This window comes from Ditibartonella choladocola, from assembly GCF_002007565.1.
GTDB lineage: Bacteria > Pseudomonadota > Alphaproteobacteria > Rhizobiales > Rhizobiaceae > Bartonella > Bartonella choladocola.
Map to the genome: position 1 here is coordinate 170,154 of NZ_CP015625.1, position 21,646 is coordinate 191,799.

General features: G+C 45.5%; 21 protein-coding genes. 11 read left to right on the plus strand and 10 right to left on the minus strand.

Annotated elements, in window-relative coordinates:
* Positions 1-8 precede the first annotated feature (8 nt).
* Together arfB and BBC0122_RS00780 are read right to left on the minus strand one after the other, a co-directional pair.
* On the minus strand, positions 9-446 hold the full coding sequence (gene arfB, locus BBC0122_RS00775; protein ID WP_077990409.1) for an alternative ribosome rescue aminoacyl-tRNA hydrolase ArfB: 438 nt from the start codon (positions 444-446) through the stop codon (positions 9-11).
* A gap of 86 nt (positions 447-532) precedes the next feature.
* A complete protein-coding gene (locus BBC0122_RS00780) occupies positions 533-2,128 on the minus strand; it encodes a phosphoenolpyruvate carboxykinase (protein WP_077990410.1) in 1,596 nt (531 codons plus the stop codon).
* A gap of 372 nt (positions 2,129-2,500) precedes the next feature.
* Between BBC0122_RS00780 and BBC0122_RS00785 the strand changes: the two genes are divergently transcribed.
* From BBC0122_RS00785 to BBC0122_RS00820, 7 genes are all read left to right on the plus strand, one after another.
* A complete protein-coding gene (locus BBC0122_RS00785) occupies positions 2,501-3,223 on the plus strand; it encodes a response regulator transcription factor (RefSeq protein ID WP_077990411.1) in 723 nt (240 codons plus the stop codon).
* A gap of 141 nt (positions 3,224-3,364) precedes the next feature.
* Positions 3,365-5,152 (plus strand): sensor histidine kinase, encoded by a 1,788-nt coding sequence (locus BBC0122_RS00790; RefSeq protein WP_077990412.1) that lies wholly within the window; start codon positions 3,365-3,367, stop codon positions 5,150-5,152.
* A 29-nt stretch (positions 5,153-5,181) separates the two neighbouring features.
* Positions 5,182-5,649, plus strand: a complete 468-nt coding sequence (locus tag BBC0122_RS00795) for an HPr kinase/phosphorylase (protein WP_077990413.1) — start codon at positions 5,182-5,184, stop codon at positions 5,647-5,649.
* Between the two features lie 154 nt (positions 5,650-5,803).
* Entirely contained in the window at positions 5,804-6,211 is a 408-nt protein-coding gene (locus BBC0122_RS00800) for a PTS sugar transporter subunit IIA (RefSeq protein WP_077990414.1), read from the plus strand.
* Between the two features lie 23 nt (positions 6,212-6,234).
* On the plus strand, positions 6,235-6,513 hold the full coding sequence (locus BBC0122_RS00805) for an HPr family phosphocarrier protein (RefSeq protein WP_077990415.1): 279 nt from the start codon (positions 6,235-6,237) through the stop codon (positions 6,511-6,513).
* Between the two features lie 581 nt (positions 6,514-7,094).
* On the plus strand, positions 7,095-7,718 hold the full coding sequence (locus tag BBC0122_RS00815) for a trimeric intracellular cation channel family protein (RefSeq protein ID WP_077990418.1): 624 nt from the start codon (positions 7,095-7,097) through the stop codon (positions 7,716-7,718).
* Between the two features lie 96 nt (positions 7,719-7,814).
* A complete protein-coding gene (locus BBC0122_RS00820; RefSeq protein WP_077990420.1) occupies positions 7,815-8,834 on the plus strand; it encodes an NADP-dependent oxidoreductase in 1,020 nt (339 codons plus the stop codon).
* Positions 8,835-8,912: 78 nt separating this feature from the next.
* On the opposite strand, the gene BBC0122_RS00825 is transcribed toward BBC0122_RS00820, so the two are convergent.
* From BBC0122_RS00825 to def, 5 genes are all read right to left on the minus strand, one after another.
* Complete coding sequence (locus tag BBC0122_RS00825) at positions 8,913-9,782, minus strand: transporter substrate-binding domain-containing protein (protein ID WP_077990422.1); 870 nt, start codon at positions 9,780-9,782, stop codon at positions 8,913-8,915.
* Between the two features lie 71 nt (positions 9,783-9,853).
* Complete coding sequence (ppk2, locus tag BBC0122_RS00830) at positions 9,854-10,786, minus strand: polyphosphate kinase 2 (protein WP_077990424.1); 933 nt, start codon at positions 10,784-10,786, stop codon at positions 9,854-9,856.
* A 636-nt stretch (positions 10,787-11,422) separates the two neighbouring features.
* Complete coding sequence (gene truA / locus BBC0122_RS00845; protein ID WP_077994384.1) at positions 11,423-12,166, minus strand: tRNA pseudouridine(38-40) synthase TruA; 744 nt, start codon at positions 12,164-12,166, stop codon at positions 11,423-11,425.
* Position 12,167: 1 nt separating this feature from the next.
* Positions 12,168-13,097, minus strand: coding sequence for a methionyl-tRNA formyltransferase (fmt, locus tag BBC0122_RS00850; protein WP_077990427.1), 930 nt, complete (start codon positions 13,095-13,097; stop codon positions 12,168-12,170).
* Positions 13,097-13,627 (minus strand): peptide deformylase, encoded by a 531-nt coding sequence (def, locus tag BBC0122_RS00855; protein ID WP_077990428.1) that lies wholly within the window; start codon positions 13,625-13,627, stop codon positions 13,097-13,099. Before def ends, fmt begins: the two co-directional genes overlap by 1 nt.
* Before the next feature lie 101 nt (positions 13,628-13,728).
* Between def and BBC0122_RS00860 the strand changes: the two genes are divergently transcribed.
* On the plus strand, positions 13,729-14,919 hold the full coding sequence (locus tag BBC0122_RS00860; protein WP_077990430.1) for a DNA recombination protein RmuC: 1,191 nt from the start codon (positions 13,729-13,731) through the stop codon (positions 14,917-14,919).
* Positions 14,920-15,206: 287 nt separating this feature from the next.
* Here the strand turns inward: BBC0122_RS00860 and BBC0122_RS00865 are convergent, their stop codons facing one another.
* Positions 15,207-16,667: an autotransporter domain-containing protein gene (locus BBC0122_RS00865; RefSeq protein WP_077990431.1), complete on the minus strand. Its 1,461-nt coding sequence runs from the start codon at positions 16,665-16,667 to the stop codon at positions 15,207-15,209.
* Between the two features lie 47 nt (positions 16,668-16,714).
* The gene (locus BBC0122_RS00870) at positions 16,715-17,701 is read right to left on the minus strand and encodes a hypothetical protein (RefSeq protein ID WP_149866624.1); all 987 of its coding nucleotides are present in this window, start codon (positions 17,699-17,701) and stop codon (positions 16,715-16,717) included.
* Positions 17,702-17,950: 249 nt separating this feature from the next.
* Here BBC0122_RS00870 and BBC0122_RS00875 point away from each other — a divergent pair, with 249 nt between their 5' ends.
* Positions 17,951-18,538: a transglycosylase SLT domain-containing protein gene (locus tag BBC0122_RS00875; protein WP_077990434.1), complete on the plus strand. Its 588-nt coding sequence runs from the start codon at positions 17,951-17,953 to the stop codon at positions 18,536-18,538.
* A 117-nt stretch (positions 18,539-18,655) separates the two neighbouring features.
* Here BBC0122_RS00875 and BBC0122_RS00880 read toward each other — a convergent pair whose 3' ends face one another.
* Positions 18,656-19,273, minus strand: a complete 618-nt coding sequence (locus BBC0122_RS00880; RefSeq protein WP_077990436.1) for a hypothetical protein — start codon at positions 19,271-19,273, stop codon at positions 18,656-18,658.
* A gap of 469 nt (positions 19,274-19,742) precedes the next feature.
* Here BBC0122_RS00880 and BBC0122_RS00885 point away from each other — a divergent pair, with 469 nt between their 5' ends.
* Both BBC0122_RS00885 and BBC0122_RS00890 read left to right on the plus strand, forming a co-directional pair.
* The gene (locus tag BBC0122_RS00885; RefSeq protein WP_077990437.1) at positions 19,743-20,663 is read left to right on the plus strand and encodes a DMT family transporter; all 921 of its coding nucleotides are present in this window, start codon (positions 19,743-19,745) and stop codon (positions 20,661-20,663) included.
* A gap of 182 nt (positions 20,664-20,845) precedes the next feature.
* Positions 20,846-21,430, plus strand: a complete 585-nt coding sequence (locus BBC0122_RS00890) for a hypothetical protein (protein ID WP_077990439.1) — start codon at positions 20,846-20,848, stop codon at positions 21,428-21,430.
* The last annotated feature ends 216 nt before the right edge of the window (positions 21,431-21,646 follow it).

The window sequence follows — 21,646 nt, forward strand, 5'->3', positions numbered from 1 at the left end:
TTTAGATTTCAATCCTTGGTTACTTTTGAACGAGCCTTTTTCACTTCCGAACGAATGCTTTTGGCTTTTAATCTTCGCTCGATCGAACCTTTGGTCGGTTTTGTTTTACGTCGCTTTGGCGGTCGTGGTTCGGCCGCTTTTTTGACGAGTGAAACCAGTCTTTCCCGCGCATCTTGCCGGTTTTTTTCCTGCAAACGAAAACGCGATGCTTCGATGAGAATTTCGCCGTCTTTCGTTGCTTTTTGTCCGGCCAATTTTATGAGGCGGGTAAATATATCGTGGGGCAGACCGGCCCGATAGGCGAAAAAGCGTAATTGTACAGCCGTGGCAACCTTGTTGACATTTTGTCCTCCAGGTCCCGAAGCACGAATAAAGCTTTCCGCAATATCGCTTTCGCGTATGCGGATTTTCGCACTGATAAAAAGTTCACCTGTATCGCTTTTCATTTGTGCGATTATAACGTCGAAACGCCAATAAAAAAGCCCGGTAAAAGTAACCGGGCTTTCATTTGATTATTTATTTATTTTTGAACTCAGGCCTTGGGGGCTGCGTTTTTCACATCATCATCAACATGCGGAATGAATTTCTCGAAGTTTTTGATGAACATGCCCGCAAGCTTCTTGACCTGTTCGTCATAGGCGGCTTTGTCTTTCCATGTCGAACGGGGATCAAGAATTGCTGAATCAACTCCGGCAACTGCTTTCGGTACCATAAAACCGAAATTTTCATCCTTGCGGAATTCGACATTTTTAAGCGAACCGTCCAATGCAGCATTCAGCAATGCGCGGGTTGCCTTGATTGGCATACGGCTGCCAACGCCGTAAGGACCACCGGTCCAACCGGTATTGATGAGCCAGCAATCAACATGGTGTTCGGCAATTTTCTTGCGTAACAGATTGCCATAGACAGAAGGATGACGCGGCATGAATGGTGCACCAAAGCATGTCGAGAACGTTGCTTCCGGTTCGGTGACACCTTTTTCGGTCCCTGCAACCTTGGCTGTATAGCCGGACAGGAAGTGGTACATGGCTTGTGCCGGTGTGAGTTTGGCAATCGGCGGGATAACGCCAAAAGCATCGGCTGTCAGCATGATGATGTTTTTCGGTTGTCCACCTTTGCCGGTTTTACTTGCATTATCGACAAAATAGATCGGATAGGCGGCACGTGTATTTTCAGTCAGAGAACCGTCATTGAAATCCGGCTCGCGATCTTTGTCGAGAACGACGTTTTCAAGAATAGTACCGAAACGCTGGGTTGTGGAATAGATAACCGGTTCCGCTTCAGCCGATAGACGGATGACCTTGGCATAACAACCGCCTTCAAAATTGAAGACGCCGTCATTGCCCCAACCATGTTCGTCATCGCCGATCAATGTGCGGCTTGCATCGGCCGAAAGTGTTGTTTTGCCGGTTCCTGAAAGCCCGAAGAAAACAGCGGTATCGCCTTTTGGCCCTTCATTGGCTGAAGAGTGCATTGGCATAACGCCTTTTTCCGGCAGAATATAGTTCAATGCGGTGAAGACCGACTTTTTCATTTCGCCGGCATAGGATGTGCCGCCAATCAGAACGATAAGCCGTGTAAGATCACAGGCAATGACTGTCTCGGAACGTGTTCCATGACGCTTCGGATCAGCACGGAAAGACGGCAGATTGATAATCGTCATCTGCGGAACGTATGATTCCAGTGCTTTTTCATCCGGACGGATGAGGAGGTTGCGGATGAAAACGGCGTGCCAGGCATATTCGGAGGCAACGCGTGCTCTGATCGAGTTTTCATGATCCGCACCGCCGATAAGATCTTCAACAAACAGATCGCGTCCTTTGGCATGTTCGACAAAATCGGCAAACAACTGGTCAAAATGTTCCTGACTCATCGGTTTGTTGTTGTCCCACCAGATATTGGGTTCGGTTTCTTTTGTGCGAACGATAAACTTGTCTTTTGCTGAACGGCCGGTAAATTGGCCTGTATAGGCAACAAGCGCTCCTTCGGCTGTCAACTTCGCTTCGTTGCGACGAATTGCTTCTTCATAAAGAAAAGGCGGTTTCAAATTGTAGTAAACATTGCCCAAATCTTTAAAACCGAAGCTTTTGAGTGAAGCCTTTGGATTGAATATGCCAGTCTCTTTCATAGTACCTCCGCTATTGCCCTTAAAAGCAACAAATGGCCCACACGATTGTGAGTGTTTCCTCCTAAAATCAGAAAAAATATTAAATATCAAATATTTAATCGATTTAAAAAAATTTAATTTTTTTAAAAGATGCAGTTAATGAAACTTCACCATGTGACCCGCGTTTATCCTGACGTAACAAAGAAAGGCATTTTTCGTTATTGAATCAAAGACTTTCGTGATCTCTGCCACAATTTGTACCACATTTGTTTTGCAAAAGCGTTCAAGACACCCATATAAAGAAAACATATGTGTAAAAATAAACAGCGACGTTTCAAACATTGAATGGAATGTTGCAGCAAAAATAAAACCGCAAGAAAGAGTCGGAAAACTATGAAAGATATTGCAACCACGACACAGACAATTGCACTTGTCGATGACGATCGCAACATTCTGACATCGGTGTCGATAGCCCTCGAATCGGAGGGCTACCGCGTAGAGACCTACACGGATGGTGCTTCAGCCCTTGAAGGTTTGACAGCAAGACCCCCCAATCTTGCAATCTTCGATATCAAGATGCCCCGGATGGACGGTATGGAGCTGTTGCGGCGCTTGCGCCAGAAGTCCGATCTGCCGGTTATTTTTCTCACCTCGAAGGATGACGAGATCGACGAGCTTTTCGGCCTGAAAATGGGGGCGGATGATTTTATCACCAAGCCGTTTTCCCAACGCCTTCTCGTCGAACGTGTCAAGGCGGTTCTAAGACGTGCGGCGGCTCGCGGCGAACCGGTCAAGGCCAATACCCAGGCCGCTACTTCGATTGAACGCGGCGATCTTGTTATGGATCAGGAGCGCCACACGTGCACATGGAAAGGTGAACCGGTTATTTTGACGGTTACCGAGTTTCTTATTTTGCAGGCACTTGCACAGCGCCCAGGAGTGGTTAAAAGCCGGGATTCGCTCATGGATGCTGCTTATGACGATCAGGTTTATGTCGACGATCGCACCATTGACAGCCATATCAAAAGGTTGCGCAAAAAGTTCAAGCAGGTTGATAACGATTTTGAAATGATTGAAACTCTTTACGGAGTTGGCTACCGGTTTCGTGAGGTATAAAGCCGGTAATGAGATATAACGATTGTCCCGCCGATCAAAACCGGTTTATTTGGTGATTGGCGGGATCGTTACGGTTATTAACAGTCGGCAAAAGCATGTGTTCCGGCATATGCCTTTGCTCTGAAAGGTGCGGGCGACCGGATGGTTTCCGAGGAAGCAACAGCGGGTAAAGACGAAAAAGCAGAACAGGTAAAGCGTTCTCGCAAGACCTCCCGTTTCGGGCGCTTGCGCAGGCGTGGCCATTATCTTTTCGAGCAACTTCTCTTTTCAAGTCTGACACGTCGTATCGTTATTCTCAACCTTGCAGCACTTTGTGTGCTTGTTGTCGGCATTATGTATCTTAATCAATTCCGTGATGGGTTGATTGATGCAAAAATAGAATCCTTACGCACACAAGGGAAAATTATTGCCGGTGCCATTGCCGCTTCGGCAACGGTTGACACCAATTCTATTCTGATTGATCCGGAAAAGCTGATGGAGTTGCAGGCAGGCGAAAGTATAACGCCGAAAGCGGAATCGACAGAAAATTGGGATTTTCCGATCAATCCGGAACGTGTTGCACCATTATTGCGCAATGTCATTTCGCCAGAGACAACGCGTGCCCGCATTTATGATAGAGATGCCAACCTGCTTCTTGATTCAATGGTGCTCTATTCGAGCGGTCAGGTTTTAAGTTATAATCTTCCTCCCATTGCAGAAGACAAACCCGGTATTCTGGAACGGTTCAGAAATTGGCTCACCAATACGATTTATGGAAACGATATTGTTGTCGATAAAGATCAGTTGGGTGGAAATGGCGCGGTCTATCCGGAAGTTGTCAAAGCAATGAACGGAATTCTGGCAACCGCACAACGGCGCAACTCGCAAGGTGAACTGGTTGTTTCCGTTGCCGTACCGGTGCAACGCTATCATTCTGTGGTCGGTGTCTTGTTATTGTCGACAGCGGGATCCGATATTGACAATATTGTAACGGCGGAACGGCTTGCAATTTTCAAAGTTTTTGCGGTTGTTGCGGCTGTGCTTCTCGTTCTCTCGCTGTTTCTTGCATATACGATTGCAAATCCCTTGCGCAAATTGTCGGCGGCGGCTGACCGTGTTCGTCATGGCACCAACAAACGTGTTGAAATTCCGGATTTTTCCGACAGGCAAGATGAAGTCGGGCATCTGTCAACATCAATCCGCGATATGACCGATGCGCTCTACACTCGTATCGAGGCAATCGAACAATTTGCAGCCGATGTCAGCCACGAATTGAAAAATCCGCTCACGTCGCTTAGAAGTGCAGTGGAAACCTTGCCACTTGCCAAAACGCATGAGGCGCGCGAACGGTTGTTCGATATTATCCAGCAGGATGTGCGCCGTCTTGATCGTCTCATTACCGATATTTCGGATGCATCGCGGCTTGATGCGGAACTTGCACGCGAGACATCCGATAAAGTGGATATGGTTGCTTTGCTTGATAATATTGTAAGAGCATCGAGAGAAGTGCGTCGCAACAAGGTTTCGGCAACCATCGAACTCGAAATAAAGCCGCGTAATGGAGGCAAAAAATATATCGTCGCAGGCCATGATCTCCGTTTGGGGCAGGTGGTATCCAATCTGATTGAAAATGCACGTTCTTTTATTCCTCCCGAAAACGGAAAAATAAAACTTGCTATGCATGCCGAAGGTTCAAAACTGATATTGACGGTGGAAGATAATGGTCCGGGAATTCGTGCCGAAAAAATCGACCGGATTTTTGAACGCTTTTATACAGATCGTCCGGGTGCCGAGTCATTCGGTAAAAATTCGGGGCTTGGACTTTCGATAAGTCGCCAGATTATTGAAGCGCATAATGGGACTTTGACAGCGGAAAATATCTATTCCGACAAAGACCCTGATAAAAAACTGGGCGCACGTTTTATTATCGTCTTGCCACTCGAAAAATAATAATTCCCTTTTAAAACAAGGAACAGATTGTGTCCGAAAGCGCTGAACATCCCCTCACACTTCACGCAAATTGTCTTATCCTTGGGGAGAAAGGTGTTTTACTTACCGGAGCTTCCGCATCCGGTAAATCGGCACTTACTCTCGCTTTGATTGAACGCGCCTCATGGGCGGGGCATAATGGCTGTCTTGTCAGTGATGATTATACGCGATTATTCCCGCAAGACGGAAAGCTTTACGGACAAGTGCCGGAAGAACTTGCCGGTGGCATAGAAATCAGGGGAGCCGGTCTTTATCAAATGCCTTTCCGCAGAGAAACGGCAATAGACTTCATAGTTTTATTATCAAATGATGGCGAGCGCTATCCTTCGGGTAAGACAATAACCTATTGTGGTATAAAACGCCCGCTTTATACTCTTCCGACTTTCGATCGTGCAGATGCGATCACCATTTGTCAGGCGATTGAAGCATTTTGTTTCAAAACAGCTTGGAAGAAATGAATTTAGCCAGTTAAATCATGTTGAAAAACAATATTTTTCTTGCGTGGATAAAGATTTTTCTTGGCAGGGAAGAAAACCCCTGCCACAATAAAGAACTTACTGTTGATTTCCAAGTGACAAAACAGTTGGGGCGCTGGTGACAGGAGCATTGTGAATGATCGGACTCGTGCTTGTAACGCACGGCAGATTGGCTGAAGAATTTTTACATGCGGTCGAGCATGTTGTAGGTCCTCAGGAGAAATTTGCCACCGTGTGTATTGGCCCTGATGATGATATGGATCAACGTCGAAATGATATTGTAGAAGCTGTCGCCTCGGTCGATGGTGGACAAGGTGTCATCATTCTGACTGATATGTTTGGTGGAACGCCTTCCAATCTTGCTATTTCAATCATGCAGGAAGGCAAGATTGAAGTGATTGCCGGTGTCAATTTGCCAATGCTTATCAAACTCACATCAGTGCGCCAATGTAATGATATTGAATTGATCGACGCATTGAAAGCCGCTCAGGATGCCGGAAGAAAATATATCAATGTTCCAAGCATGTTGTTATCGGACGAATAGATAAACAGTTCTGTGCGGGAAAAATGGACATTTCTTTCAAAAGACAATTGGTTATCTCTAACAAACGCGGTCTTCATGCGCGTGCATCGGCAAAGTTTGTCCAGACCGTCGATGCATTTGATGCTGTTGTGGAAGTCGAAAAAGACGGGCAGACAGTCGGCGGCAATTCGATCATGGGGTTAATGATGTTGGCTGCTTCTCAAGGCAGTCATATTGACGTTACAACCCATGGTAAGGAAGCCGTCGAAGTGCTTGATGCACTTGAAAAACTCGTGAATGACAAATTCGGCGAAGAGAGCTGAAAATTTTGGTTCAACGTTTGGAAATCGGATCATTGATGTAAAATCCGGCGAATGGACATATCGTGGCGGTCAAAACATTTTCATCAGTTCACTTGCTTATATAAAACAGGCCGAATGCTTATATATTTTGTTTCCTGAATTTATTTTCTGGTAGATCAAAACATTCACGTAAAAACATTCATTTCAAAAAAACTACTTCGACATTTCTATTCTGCTCCGGTCGTGGCTGGTTCTTTGTGAAAATTTCATGACGCCCCGATCTCCAATTTCCATGTTGGGGGGAAGAGAATTTATCTTTCAGGATATATTCGGGGTTAATTAAACACAGTCATGATAACGGGTGACCGTTTGGCAGATTTGGGCAGAAAATTCTCCAACTCTTGTTAGCGAGTGCCGGCAATAGAAGGGGTAAGAATTTTCGGGGTCATGACCTTCGTTTGAAGCTTTGGTTATCAATCATGGGGCCTCTTGCATGAAACGGAAAAGGCGGGGAAATTGCTACCAATCAGGCGAATGTGCATTAAATGGAAATCGTTATAAGATAACTTAAAACAGCAATGCGATTTTTAAAAGGTTGACGGATGCTCCTTCATTCAATTGATGTTATCGGCACTTTTGTTTTTGCGTTGAGTGGTACCAGTGCCGGTATCCGGCGAGGTTTCGATTTTTTTGGTGTTTTTGTCGTTGCAATGGCTACCGCTTGCGGTGGTGGAATCATGCGCGATTTGTGTCTGGGGGCAACACCACCTGTCGGACTGACCGATGTCGAATATCTGCTCGCAATTATCGGTGCAGTATTGCTCGGCATTTTTTGTCAGGAACTGATTATGCGTATGGAAAAACCCACTCTTTGGCTTGATGCTTTGGGTCTCGGTTTTTTTGCCGCATTCGGTTCGGACAAAGCCTATCAGATAACCGGCAATATCCAGATAGCAATCATTCTCGGATGTGCGAGTGCTGTAGGAGGGGGGTGTGTACGCGATATTTTGACCGGTCGCACACCGATAATTTTTAGCAAGGAAATTTATGCAAGCGCCGCGATTGTCGGCTCGACTATTGTTCTTTTAGGGTCGGCAAGGCTTATATCGCCAACCATTGCCATATGGGCAGCAATTGCGGTTTGTACCTTTATCCGCATTATATCAATGCATTATCAGATCAATCTTCCACCGATTACATTGAAAACGCCAAATCGCCCGAAATAGACTGCATGTCGTGGACAGATTCCAACTTGACGTTTGTTGACAGCCGGCTTTCCGAAGTCCATCTTTTGATTGGAAAATACGAAAGGAAAATCAGTAATGGAAGAAATCCGTTCAACACGCATTGTGCTCTCGTCCCGTCCGCACGGACTCCCTGTTAAAGACAATTTTGCTTTTGAAACAGTCAAGCTTCCGGAACCGAAGAGTGGCGAAGTGTTGATAAAGATCATTTATCTTTCACTGGATCCTTATATGCGCCAACGTATGTCGGATGAGCCTTCCTATGATAAGCCGGTTGCTATCGGTGATGTCATGATCGGTGGTACTGTGGGGGAAGTTGTCATTTCCAACCACAAAGATTTCAAGAAAGGCGACAAGGTTCTCTCGGCAAGCGGCTGGCAGAGTTACAGCATAGAAAAAGGTGAAAACTTAAAAAAACTCGACAATTTTGACGCGCCACTATCAACCGCTTTGGGTATTCTTGGTATGCCGGGTTTTACAGCCTATGCCGGAATGCGTAACATCGGTAAACCGAAAAAGGGCGAGACGGTGGTTGTTGCCGCAGCAACCGGAACTGTCGGGTCCATGGTCGGGCAACTCGCGAAAATCGCTGGTGCCAAGGCAGTCGGCATTGCCGGTGGTCCGGAAAAATGTGCTTTTGGCCATGATGTGTTGGGTTTTGATGTCATGCTCGACCACAAAAGCAGCGATTTTGCCGAACGTCTCGCCAAGGCCTGCCCGGAAGGTATTGACGTTTACTATGAAAATGTCGGCGGAAAGGTGTGGGACGCAGTGTTTCCCCTTTTAAATCCTTTTGCCCGTATACCTGTTTGTGGTTTGATCGCCCAATATAACGGCGTCAAGAATGCGAGCCACGATGTTGACCGCTTACCGGAATTGATGAGAACGATTCTTATAAAAAGCTTGCTTGTTCGCGGTTTTATCGAGCGGGAATTCGAGCAGCAAAGACCTGAATTCATTGTTCAGGCACAAGAATGGTTGAAAAAGGGTCACCTTAAATATCGTGAAGATATTACTGAAGGTTTGGAAAACGCACCGGAAGCATTTATCGGCCTTCTTCAGGGTAAAAATTTCGGTAAAGTCATCATCCGTTTATAGTAGCGCTTGAAGCTTGATAATGGTGCTGCCAGATAGCACCATTATTCGGGGACTTTTCAAAATCCTTTTGAAGAGCCTTCAATAGAAACCGATCGGGAAATAACGCAGATAAAGTTCGGTGAGCTTTCCTTTGCGCTCCAGTGATTTCAACGCATAATTCAACGCTTCGGCAAGTTGCGGATTATTTTTTTGAACCGCTATTCTAAGGCCGCTTTGTAAAAATTGCGGAGCAATATAAGCGCCTCCAACAAATTGGCAGCAATTTTCCGATTGAGGGTCATTCAACCATTGCGAGAATGCCATACCGTCGCCGAATGCAAGATCAATGCTTTTGGCTTTCAAAGCAGCTTGCAGGCTTTCATTATTTACGAATGTTTGCCATTTAACTCCGGGAAAATAGGCAGCAAAAAGTGCTTCGTGAGCGCTCTTTTCCACGATACCGATTTTGTATTTTTTTAAGCTTTTTCCTACCGGTTCGGTAAGACTTACATTTCCGGAGCCAATAAAACGGGCAGGAAAACGCAAATAACTTTGGGTAAAAATCAGGCTTTTGGCTGTTTCAGGTGTTTCGTTCATGCCGGCGATAATGGCTTCCCCCCCATTGTTATTGATATGGGGGATAAGTTCGTCCCAAGGCACAGCCTCTACTTCGCAAACCTGTTCGAGCTTCAATTCCGTGCAAATGGCACGAAAAAGATCAATATTATATCCGGAGAGTCGCCCCGTTTTATCAACAAAATTGAACGGCGGAAAATCGACAGTTGTAAGAAATCTAAGGCGCGGAAGTGTGCCAAGATCAGGGTGATTGAGCCGTTCCTGAGCATCAAAAAAATGTGGCAAGGCCACGCTATCGGCAGCTTCCCCCGTTGTCGAGAAAACAACGAGACACAAAAAACCGAACATTGCGGATAATGACTTTTTATGATGCAGCATAGTGATTATCCGCATAACATAAATATTCCGGCATCAATATGAAAAAATAGGCATTGTTGCCGTCAATGCCTATTCTGTTTCATTCTTCAGATGAGATTTTCACTGGCGTGGCGCAAAAAATCCGGACCGACGCCAATAATTTTTTCATCCTCCGGACCGATTGCCGAAATATTACGATCAGCATAAGGGATAGAGAGAAGAACACGGCGGATCACCGCAAGGCGTGCACGTCTTTTATCGTTGGATTTGACAATTGTCCAAGGAGCCATGGCGGAATGGGTACGTTCTATCATGCGGTCGGCAGCTTTTCCGTATTCATCCCAAAGCGTAATCCCCGCTTCGTCCATTTTCGAGAACTTCCAGTGTTTTAGCGGGCTATGGCGGCGTTCATGGAAACGTTTCAATTGCATTTCCTGCCCGATGTCGAGCCAGATTTTGAAAAATCTTATACCGTCCGAAACAATCAATTTTTCAAAGGTCGGGGCTTCGGCAAGAAATGTTTCAACCTGGGCGGGGCTGGCAAATTTCATCACCGATTCGACACCGGCGCGGTTATACCATGAACGGTCGAATGTGACGAATTCTCCGTGTGTCGGAAAATGACGTACGTAACGCTGGAAATACCACTGACCACTTTCTGTTTCGTCGGGTTTCGGCAAAGCGACGTTGCGCGCAGTACGGGGGTTCATATATTGGCGGAGTGTAAAAATTGTACCGCCTTTACCGGCAGCATCACGCCCTTCAAACAGAGCAACCACCCGCTCGCCGGTTTCAAGAAGCCAGGACTGCAATTTGACAAGTTCGATTTGTAAAGCTTGCAGTGTTTCTTCATATTCCTTACGGGGCATTTTTTTGTCGTAAGGATAGTTGCCTGATGTCAAAGCATTTTTTTCAATCCATTCGGGAAGCTTCGGTTCGTTAACATCGAAGACGCGCTTTTTTCCCGCAACTGTTAATTTGATGCCCGCATCATCTTTTTCGTGTTTTGACTGGTCTGTTTTTTTCGATTTCTGAGCCACAATAATTCCCTTATTAATAGACAACCGTTTCCGAACAGAAAGTTGAAAAACAATTATTGAAACCGGTTGGAAGCCTTGTACAAAATAAAAATCCCTCTGAGCGAAATGTGCCGGGCACAAAAAAACACCCAATGGAAGGACTATAAAACTTCATATTCAAAAAAGAAAATGCCTTTTGGTCTTTTTGTTGAAAAATATAGACTGTTTTCACAGATTGCGGTTAAAGTCGCCTGAGGAGGTAAAAACTATACTGGAAATGTTATGTTATTTTCTTGGAAGAAGTGGCTGTTTTTTTCAAAATTGCTTCAAAATAATCGGCTATCGTCGATTGAATGCTATGTGGGTGAGGCGGCTATTTGAAGAAAACTATTTTTGGCAAGCGTTCCGGTCAATGAATGATCGGCACCGACAGGTGAAAGATCAGCACCGACATATGATAATTTCGGGAAACAAAATTTTCGAGGCCGCCATTTTCGCTCATAAAAAGAGTTTTTCGCCTGAAAACCGGAGGCTCTTTTTTAAAAAAATATTGTGACAGGTATTTCTGTTGAACAAACGAAAAATTTTACCGGATTTGATTTTTTAAAAACACATATGATTATCTGGCAATCTTGTAAAAACCGCCTTCTGTTGAAATCAATAATCCACTTTCGTCAGATAAAGGCCGGAAGGTGGAGCAACCATGCCGCAGCGGCTGCGATCTTTGGCATTCAATGCATCTTCAAGGTCATCTGCCGTCCAACGGCCAACGCCCACTTCCATCAAACTTCCGGCAAAAGATCGTATCTGGTTATGAAGGAATGAACGTGCGCTTGCATAAATATGGATTTCATCGCCAATGCGTTTGACATCAAGCTGATCCAGCGTTTTGACCGGACTCTTGGCCTGACATTCGCTTGAACGAAATGTGGTGAAGTCGTGAAGTCCCAGAAGCCGTTTTGCCGCCTCGTCCATTTTTTCCGCATCCAGTTTTTTAGGAAACCACCAGACCCGGTTTGCTTCAAGAACTGCGGGTGCGCGCCGGTTCAAAATGATGAAATGATAATGGCGTTTTCGGGCAGAAAAACGTGCATCGAAATCCTGACTTGCACTTTCCGATTTTAAAATCGCGACATTTTCCTTGTTTAGCGTCAAATGTGCATTGATGGCATCCCGCACCCTGTCGGGTCTCAAATCTTTTTCAAGATCGACATGGGCAACCTGACCGGTTGCATGAACGCCCGCATCGGTGCGTCCGGCTCCAAAAACGGTTACCTTTTCTCCGGAAAAAGCAAAAACAGCCTCTTCAATGGCGGCTTGAACAGTTCTTAAGCCATCCTGTCTTTGCCACCCGCAATAATTGGTTCCATCATATTCGATTGTTAATTTGTAGCGCGCCATATCAATAAACTTGAGTGACATGAAAGCCATGCAAGAAAGTACCGGCATCCATGGCTTTTCCGCCGGATTTTTGCAAGCGTGTAATTTGTAAACGTCCCTCGCCACAATGGATTGTCAAGGTTTCAGGGTCGACATGGCCGACACCAAGAGAAGAACCATCAACAAGTTTAGCTTTTAATAACTTGACGCGTTCTTTTTTGCCGGAAAATTCCATTTCGCACCAGCTTCCCGGAAAAGGCGATAGCCCGCATATACGTTTTTGCAGCTCTTTTGCCGGTTTTGACCAGTCAATGCGGGTTTCATCCTTGGTGATTTTTTTGGCATAAGTCGCCCCTTCCGATTTCTGGGGGGTCAATGCGAGATCACCTTGTTCCAGTTTTTCCATGGCTTCAACCATGAGAGGAGCGGCAATTTTTTCCAACTCGTCATAGAGTTCGCCTGCAGTCATATCGGGGGCAATGTCGATTGATTTGGAAAGTGCAACCGGGCCGGTATCAAGGCCTTCATCCATTTTCATAATCATCATACCGGTTTTTTTATCACCGGCCATAATTGCGCGCTGGATGGGAGCAGCACCACGCCAACGTGGCAAAAGTGAAGCATGTCCGTTAAAACAGCCAAAGCGCGGCGCTTCAAGAATGGCTTTTGGCAATAAAAGTCCATAAGCCACAACAATTGCTGCATCCAGCTTGAATGACGAAAAACGTTCCTGTTCTTGCCGGTCTTTCAAACTTTTGGGAGTGAGAACCTCAATGCCGAGTTTTTCGGCAGCAGAGGCAACCGGTGTAGGGGTAAGCTCCAATCCGCGCCGGCCTGCCGGACGCGGCGGCTGACTATAGACAGCCACAATCTCGTGGCCTGCTTTATGAAGAGCTTCAAGGACAGGAACCGAAAATTCCGGCGTTCCCATAAAGGCAAGCCGCAAAGACATTACAATCGCGCTCCGCTTTGTGCCTTTTCTTTGGCCAGTTTTTTAAATTTGCGAATGACCATATCACGTTTCAATCTGGATATATGGTCGATAAACAGAACGCCATTGAGGTGGTCAATTTCGTGTTGCAAACAGGTTGCGAGCAATCCGTCCGCCTCGATTTCATTCTCTTGACCCTCGCGATCAAGATAGCTTACGCGCACACGTTTCGGCCGCTCCACTTCCGCATAATAGTCGGGAATGGAAAGGCAGCCTTCTTCATAAACATTCGGCTCGTCGGAGCGCCACAAAATTTCCGGATTTATGAAGACTTGTGGTGCCTTGGGTTCATCTTTACCGGCAACATCAATCACCAATAAACGTAACGGTTCACCAATCTGGATTGCTGCCAATCCGATGCCGGGCGCTTCATACATTGTTTCCAACATATCATCGGCCAATTTTTGCAACGGCTTATCGACGCGCTCGACCGGTTTGGAAACCTTGCGCAAAATAGGATCAGGGAGAATAACTAAAGGTTTTATCGACATAAAGAAGAGGTAATCAATCACATTTCATACGTCAATGTGATATTGTTGATTTTCTCAGCCTTTTGATCGCTTTGTGACCGGAAAACCGCTAATCTTGAAAAATGTTTGATTCGACTTCACAACCTTTAATCACAATTGCAGGTTTTGCTTTTAATCTGATGGATAGCCTGCTTGTGATCCTTGCTGCCATTCTCGTTATTCTGGTTATTACAATTATTGGCGCTAACAGGCGGCGATCGGTTCTTGATACACAGGTTGCAGAACGGGCAAGAGACGCCGAAATCCACATGAACGAACTGTTGAAAACACAAGCCGAAATGCAAGGACGCATGCAAACAATGGCAGAGATCTTCGGCCGCCGTCAGGCCGAACTCAACCAGTCGATTCGTGAACAATTGACCGGCATGAGCAATAATCTCGGCCAGACAATCAATGCCCAGACAAAATCGACACACGAAAATCTTGCCAGATTACAGGAAAGATTGGCCGTTATTGACACGGCGCAAAACAACATCCAGTCGCTTGCCGGTCAGGTTGTGCAGTTGCAGGCGATTTTGAGTAACAAACAAACCCGCGGAGCATTCGGGCAGGGCAGGATGGAAGCCATTATTTCCGATGCTTTGCCCCCCAATGCCTATGCTTTTCAAGCAACGCTTTCCAATGGCACACGGCCGGATTGTCTGGTTTTTATGCCAAATCATGCCCCGTCATTGGTTATTGACGCAAAATTTCCGCTGGAAGCGTGGAACAATATGCGCGAGGCGCCGACGCCTCAGGAAAAACAGGCTGCCGAACGCCAGTTCCAGACCGATATGGATACGCATATAAAGGCTATTTCCGGAAAATATCTTATTTCCGGAGAAACGCAGGATACAGCCTTCATGTTTGTGCCTTCGGAATCAATCTTTGCAACAATTCATGAAGATTTTGAAGGAATCGTACAAAAGGCCAATCGTGCGCATGTCATTATTGTTTCACCATCTCTTCTGATGTTATCGATTCAGGTGGTACAAGCCATTATGAAAGATGCCCGTATGCGTGAACAAGCGCATTTGATACAAAAACAAGTCGGGAGCTTGATGGAAGAGGTTGTGCGGCTCGATGATCGGGTCACCAAATTGCAAGGTCACTTTAAAAACGCTTGCAAAGATGTCGAGGATATTCTCACGACAGCCGGAAAAATCAAAACTCGCGGAGACCGGATCGCACAACTCGATTTGAAAGAGCCGGATAAAACCGATATGCCATCAGCAGAGCCGGCTCCGCAACTGGGGCTCGATATTCAAAAATAGCTTTATCTTTCACGGCAATCTAGCGAAGCAAGCTGTTAGAACTCTATCAACAAAACTGCCAGAGTTTAAAAAAAATCAATATAGAGAGATTTCGCCCCGTTCGGCACTGACATATCGCCAGTGACATATCGGCACTGACATATCGGCACTGACATATCGACAATGACATATCGCCAGTGACGCGTATAGCGGCAATATTAAGAGGTCGCATTCAAAAGTTGCGGCATAGACAGTGATTATTCTGTGCCGCAACCTTGTATTTTATTCACGAACACCGGTTCTCAGTGTTACCAACGATAGCCAACACCGACTTTACCGGAAATTTCATCACGTTTGCCGGCAACGCCTTTGACACCGGCATTGGCAACCCAGCCCTGCATTCCCTGATTTTGCTCGTATTTGCCACCGACTTCAAAGACGGCACTTGCACCGCTGAAGTCGGGCTTGTCAACGCGATAACTGTCGAGTTTGCCTTCGATCTCGCCATCAAGTTCCTGTTCCCATGCCGCACCGGCATAAAGTTTTGCCTGTTGGGTAACACTATGGTCAACTCTCGCCCCCAGATGTGTGCGGACAGAGCGGGCACTGTCGAAGCCGAGATGTTCATGAGCTTTCGATACAGTAGAGAAATCCTCTATTTCGGTCCACAACAAACGACCATTCAAAGTCAGTTTATTATCGGTCGAAATTTCAAGCTCTTTACCGCCACCGATATGGAAGCCGTAATAGTTGGAACTTTTATCATCAAAGCCGCCATTCACGATGTCACCGCTCTTGAAATCCCGTTTGACACGTCCTGCGCGTCCCGAACCGTCGATAAACCAGCCATTATCCCACGTCTGTTTGGCATAAAGGCCACCACCGGTATAACTGAAATCGCCTTTGCCATGAATTTTTTGATGGTAGGTGTCAAAATCGCCATCGCCGTGTTCGATAAAGACAGTTGCAAGAAGATTGCCTTGATCTTCATGGTAACGGATGCCGCTGCCACCCATCAAATGATAACCTTCATTCTTGATATGGCTTCCGGTTTCGACTTTTTGCTTGAAACCGCTGCCTTGCAGGAAAACAACGCCTTCAACAGTCTGACCGAATTTTTTGACATCCATCGGTAGAACATAATCGTCAATCGAAGCAATCTGGTCAGCACCATAGTTTAGAGCGTTGAGTGCTGCCGCGTTGCTCTGGAAATAGGCGTTTGCTTTAGCGCGGTTAATTGTTACCGCACCATAGTCATCGGTATAAATATTACCTTTGCCATCATCTTTTCCGATAAGACTCGGACGGGGGGCATTGTTGCCTTTTCCATCGTTCGGATTGTTGCTATCAGGTTTGTTATTTTGGTTATTCGAGTTTTCGTTATTTGAACCGTTGTTGCCGGAACCGCTATCGGTGTGCTTATCGGTATCATTTTCTTTTCCGGAATTATTATCTTTACCCGAATCACTATTGTTTCCGGATTGGTCACTTAGTCCCGAATTATCCCCCTTACCCGTTTCGTCACCGGTATTTGTAGGAGATGTCGGCCCTTTCAGCGAGGCAATCAGATTTTCTCTCTGTGTGGCAATATCAAAGTTCCAATTTTTTGCACCATTTGAAACTGTCTGTTTTGTCGTTGACGAATTTCCAATAACGTCACCATCAATCAATCTGATCTGGTCACCAGGGTTCAAACGGCGCAAATCGGTGCCGGCAAGTCTGAGCGCAACCGCGGCATTATTGATTGAAACTTTGCCATCGCCTGTCATCTTCAATAAAGAATCGCCATTTTGAATGTTTTCAGGGAGATAGAAAATTAATTTAGGAGCTGAATCGTCTGGGGTCGGATCTTTTGAATTTGGATCTTTTGGTTTGAATCTAAAATCAGATCTTTGTTAATCCAAAATTTTGCAGGTTGAATAACAGCGCTGTCGTCTTCATCTTCGGTGCTTGGGCCCTCTACTTTATTTCCGATTGTCAATGACGAAATATCATATTCGCCATTTCCGGAAATTGTTACTTTGCGCCCCATACCGATTTTCAGATTGCCTAATTTGACGCCATAATTATTATTGTTTCCCGCTGCTTCGGTGTTAGTCAGATTTATAGTTGCATCGCCCTTTGTTGCGTCAAATTCCCCGGTTCTGAATAAGAGTTGTCCATCGTTGCGTTCAAGATTTATCTTCGCTTCTTTGTCCGCACCTACGATAATTTTATCCGTCCTAAAACGAACATTACCGCCATGGCTTTTTTGTTCACCAGAACCACCGGCACGGCCACTCGTCAGGCTTATAGTATCATTGATAGTAATTTTTCTATCGTCACCGTTCAGTATCACATCGCCGCCGTCTCCGCCGATGCCTAAAGCACCCGTTGTGTTGTCTTGGGCATGTCCCGGTTCGCCACCGTTACCGGCTTCAAGAATAATACTTTCAACTGTTATATCTTTTGATAACGTTGCAGTGATTGTTCCGCCTAGTCCGCCTTTGCCGTTATTGTCTTGATCATTTGAACCTTTTGTAGGGGAGGGCATTGTAACTCCGAGCGATTCAGTCTCTTCCGGAGTCAGATTGTTTTTTCCAGAAATGCTGTCAGAACCGCCTAATCCACCTTTGCCGCCGGTTGTTCCGTTTCCGGAACCACCGTAATTTGGAGTGTCAGGTTTAGTAGAAGTGATAAGAGCACCCGCACCATTGCCACCAAGTCCCGTTAGCGACCCGCCGCCGCCACCACCACCGGAAAGATAAAGCGATTGTGCCATAACAGGTTGAATAGCTGTCAGGGAAAGAATGCTAATTCCCAAAGTTCCTGCGAGTGCCGTAGCCCCCAAACCATTCGTGTGAACTTTCAGATTGAAGCACTTCATGAGAAATGTCCTTAAATTGAGTAGAATTTTGGGACAATTCTCATTTTCAAGTCTAAATAAATAGTTGCAATGGGCGTCGGTGATGCTCGTTAACGGCGAGAAATCTGGAATTATAGTTAACAAACATCTTAACAATCTGTTAAGACGACCACTATATCCTCGTTAGTTAAAACAGAGGTATTTATCATGAAGCGCATAGTGTTTCTCGTGGCGCTCGTAACGGTGTTGGGTGGTTGCGCATCAAAAGTTCCCACGCACACAAGTAATGTTTGCGCCGTTTTTGACCAAAAGGACGGTTTTTTCAATAATTGGGAAAAATCGGCCAAAAAGGCAGAAAGCCGTTACGGTATACCGATGCCGATTATCATGGCAACGATGAATACCGAATCCGGCTACAAACATAATGCCCGTCCGCCGCGCAAAAAACTGTTCGGCTTTATTCCATGGAAGCGTCGGTCTTCAGCCTATGGATATTCACAAGCTCTTGACGGAACGTGGGAGCATTATATCCGTGCGACCGGCAATCGTGGAGCAAAGCGCACCAATTTTGCCGATGCTGCCGATTTTATCGGCTGGTATCATAGTCAAAGTGTAAGACTTAACGGCATCAACCCTAACAATGCTTATGCACTCTATCTCAATTATTATATGGGACATAGTGCTTATGCGCGGACCGGTGGTCGGGCAAGCGGAGCTATTTTGTCGGCGGCGGAGCGAACCGACCAGATGGCACGTCGTTATGACCAGCAATTGCGCCGGTGTGGCCGTCGCTGAAACCACTTCTTATATAATAAGACCGATCTTGGTAAACGGCTTTAAAAAATATGGCGCATGATGAACCGCAATCATGCGCCTTTTGGCATAAAGGAGAGAGAAAAAGACTTCAGAGATTTATTTATATTTTTTCATTTCCAGTTTATGGCGGGCAATTGCAGCATTGCGATATTTATCAAGTTCGTTAATTAATTTATCGCGATTGGTTTCAAGCCGGAAATTGAAGCCGGAAATCATCAATTTCTTTTTCGCTGTATCATAATACGAACCGCCGCGACATTTCGTGTTTTCTTCGGGCAAAAATTTATCGTCGATCAAAAATTCCATGTCGACTGCAATATTCATCGAATTGCTTTTTGAAGAGTTGATCTGGAAATCTGTTATACCGCGCCACGGAACAGGAGTTTTGAAGACTGTGGTTTCCAAACCCTCCGGTGTCAGCACCATATAGGGTATGCGTCGGCGTATCATTGTCCGGATGAGAATGATAAATAATAAAATTGCCAAAGCTCCCAGAATGACCATTGTCATCATTTTGCCTATTTGAAAATTCTGGTAGGCGGTGCCGATCAGGGCTATTCCCAGAACAAGAAATGCAAGCGGTATGAATACACCGCCTTCCCATACGGGTATTTGACCATTTGCCTCATTGATGATGGCTTTCAGGCTTTTTTCATCGTTGGGAAGTTTGACATCGCTTATAAGATGGGTTTCTTCGAGTTTTTTATCGGCCATTTTTTTCTCCCGATCTTGAAGCTGAAAATGATGCGATCATTGGTGGACGTTAAATGAAATGTTGGTTTATCATTTTATACGACGATGAGCATAAGTTTATAAAGCGATCTGTCATTATTTACTATAATTTTATAGGCTGGAGTGATTGATTATCCGGCCGTGTCTTCCGGAATTCATCATAAACGATAGCAGGACGTATAAATTTCCGATTTAAGCACTATATAGATTTCAGACGTTTCACCTTTTGACATTGTTATCTGTTTTGAAAAAATGTGATTAGGTCTACCGTGATTTATGAAGATTTATTTTGGTCAGGAAGCGCTGTTAAACAAGTTTCCGACATTCCGGTTTATAGTCTGCCTGCTTATTGTAAGCGGAGAAAATGCAATGGACAAAATTTTACTTATCTGTCAATTCTGCTTTCCGATCTGTGATTCCTTGAATGACTTATAATGCGTGAGACAATCCTATGAATTGGTTCAAAGCGGTGAAAATGTCCGATCACATTGTGCTTGTCGGCATATTATTGATGTTGTTGGGCGACTTCATGTTTGCTGCCAATGATGCCATGGGCAAGTGGCTGGTGGCGACATTTTCGGTGGGACAAGTTCTTTTATTACGCTCGATTGGCGCATTTCTGATTTTAGGGCCAATGCTTACGACCGTCTCGACGAACGATTTGTTCAAACCCAAAAAACCTTTTCTTATTTTTCTGCGTGTAATTTTCGCAACAATGGATACAGGGCTGTTTTACGCAGCCGTGGCTTATTTGCCGTTGGCAGACGTTGTTACGTTTTATATGGCAGGACCCATTTATGTGGCGGCGGTTTCGCACTTTTTCCTGAACGAGCGCATTGGATGGCGGCGTTGTCTTGCGATTTTTGTCGGTTTTATCGGGGTTATTATCGCTCTTCGTCCATCGTCAGCCATGCTTTCATGGCCATCAATTTTTGCGCTTCTCGGCAGTTTCGGTTTTTCGATGGTCATTGTTTTCAGCCGCGTGTTAAAAGATATTTCCGACACGGTGCTTGTTACCTGGCAAACTATAGGCGCTCTTATCGTCGGTCTGGTTCTGACGATCGCCCACTGGAGGGAACCGACAATGTTGCAATGGGGTGCTATGGCGCTCCTCGGCATTGTTTCCTGCTGTGGCCATCTTTTAATAGCAAGGTCGTTGAAGCTTGCTCCGGCTTCCGTATTGGCTCCGTTGCAATACACACTTTTGCTTTGGGGCATTATCTTCGGGATTATGTTTTTCAACAATTATCCGGATCGCTATATTATCATCGGAGCAGCTATTATCATTGTTGCGGGGCTGTTTATTTTCCATCGCAAGCAGGTGGTCGATCATAAAATACCGAAAGAAGATATTGCCCGAATCAAACAGTGAACCACATTTATGGTTTGGCAATGAAACGGGAAGTTTTTCCAACATTGCCAAGAATTAATGAAAGATCGTAGAGTTGCTCGATTTTTACCGTAATTTTGCCTTTTTGTGTGGCCAGATTATTGGTTAAGCAATATGTTTAATAACGGTAATTCTATTACTTGTTCTATAAAAGGGAGTGTAAAATGAAAAAATTACTGCTTGCTTCAGTAGTTGCTTCGTCATTGCTTGCACCTGCTGTCGTTTCTTCTGCTTTGGCAGAACCGACACCACCACCTCCGCATGGCCAACATAATCCTAAACCGCCCCATCATCCGAAGGGGCCAGATGATAAAGGGCCAAAAGGACCTGAAAAAGGGCCGGGGCATTTTAAAGGACCACATGCAGGCATGCATATGGCAGAAAAGCTTTCCGCTATGGAAACGGCTGTCGGCATTCGTTCAAACCAGTTGGATGCTTGGCGCAAATACACATCAAGTCTGGTTGATCTTGTAGATGTCACTCCCCCGCCGCCACCCGCACCCGATGCAAAACCGGATCCCGATGCTGTAAAACCGATTTTTGGCGAACCGATTGCAGACAGAACACTTGATCGCGCTGAAAAAGCCAAGAAATTCAAAGCTGCCGCAGGTGAATTGCGTAAAGTTCTGGATGCTGACCAATTACAGAAACTGGAACGTTATGCTTTGCCTCATCCGGGTCCGAAAGAAGGTCCGGAAGGTCCGAAGGGGCCGGATGCACCGGAACCTCCGGCAGAGCCGCATCCTTGATAAATGGGCTAAACAGATTTTAGTCACAAAGATTGAAGAGTTCAGAAACCCCGCTCGCAAGGTCGGGGTTTTCTTTTTGCTCGTGCTCTCTCATCCTTGATTTTCCAGAAAAACGTTTATTTAAGTTCACACCTTTGTAATAATTTATTAAAACATTTCAGTTTCGGCGCGTGATGCCCTATATTTCAGTCGAAACTACGTTTTGTAATTTTCGTT

What these genes read in the sequence shown, in the direction of transcription:
- arfB (WP_077990409.1), bottom strand. Translation starts at nt 446, where the DNA reads ATGAAAAGCGATACAGGTGAACTTTTTATCAGTGCGAAAATCCGCATA.
- BBC0122_RS00780 (WP_077990410.1), bottom strand. Translation starts at nt 2,128, where the DNA reads ATGAAAGAGACTGGCATATTCAATCCAAAGGCTTCACTCAAAAGCTTC.
- BBC0122_RS00785 (WP_077990411.1), top strand. Translation starts at nt 2,501, where the DNA reads ATGAAAGATATTGCAACCACGACACAGACAATTGCACTTGTCGATGAC.
- BBC0122_RS00790 (WP_077990412.1), top strand. Translation starts at nt 3,365, where the DNA reads ATGGTTTCCGAGGAAGCAACAGCGGGTAAAGACGAAAAAGCAGAACAG.
- BBC0122_RS00800 (WP_077990414.1), top strand. Translation starts at nt 5,804, where the DNA reads ATGATCGGACTCGTGCTTGTAACGCACGGCAGATTGGCTGAAGAATTT.
- BBC0122_RS00805 (WP_077990415.1), top strand. Translation starts at nt 6,235, where the DNA reads ATGGACATTTCTTTCAAAAGACAATTGGTTATCTCTAACAAACGCGGT.
- BBC0122_RS00815 (WP_077990418.1), top strand. Translation starts at nt 7,095, where the DNA reads ATGCTCCTTCATTCAATTGATGTTATCGGCACTTTTGTTTTTGCGTTG.
- BBC0122_RS00820 (WP_077990420.1), top strand. Translation starts at nt 7,815, where the DNA reads ATGGAAGAAATCCGTTCAACACGCATTGTGCTCTCGTCCCGTCCGCAC.
- BBC0122_RS00825 (WP_077990422.1), bottom strand. Translation starts at nt 9,782, where the DNA reads ATGCGGATAATCACTATGCTGCATCATAAAAAGTCATTATCCGCAATG.
- truA (WP_077994384.1), bottom strand. Translation starts at nt 12,166, where the DNA reads ATGGCGCGCTACAAATTAACAATCGAATATGATGGAACCAATTATTGC.
- fmt (WP_077990427.1), bottom strand. Translation starts at nt 13,097, where the DNA reads ATGTCTTTGCGGCTTGCCTTTATGGGAACGCCGGAATTTTCGGTTCCT.
- def (WP_077990428.1), bottom strand. Translation starts at nt 13,627, where the DNA reads ATGTCGATAAAACCTTTAGTTATTCTCCCTGATCCTATTTTGCGCAAG.
- BBC0122_RS00860 (WP_077990430.1), top strand. Translation starts at nt 13,729, where the DNA reads ATGTTTGATTCGACTTCACAACCTTTAATCACAATTGCAGGTTTTGCT.
- BBC0122_RS00865 (WP_077990431.1), bottom strand. Translation starts at nt 16,667, where the DNA reads ATGACAGGCGATGGCAAAGTTTCAATCAATAATGCCGCGGTTGCGCTC.
- BBC0122_RS00875 (WP_077990434.1), top strand. Translation starts at nt 17,951, where the DNA reads ATGAAGCGCATAGTGTTTCTCGTGGCGCTCGTAACGGTGTTGGGTGGT.
- BBC0122_RS00880 (WP_077990436.1), bottom strand. Translation starts at nt 19,273, where the DNA reads ATGGCCGATAAAAAACTCGAAGAAACCCATCTTATAAGCGATGTCAAA.
- BBC0122_RS00885 (WP_077990437.1), top strand. Translation starts at nt 19,743, where the DNA reads ATGAATTGGTTCAAAGCGGTGAAAATGTCCGATCACATTGTGCTTGTC.
- BBC0122_RS00890 (WP_077990439.1), top strand. Translation starts at nt 20,846, where the DNA reads ATGAAAAAATTACTGCTTGCTTCAGTAGTTGCTTCGTCATTGCTTGCA.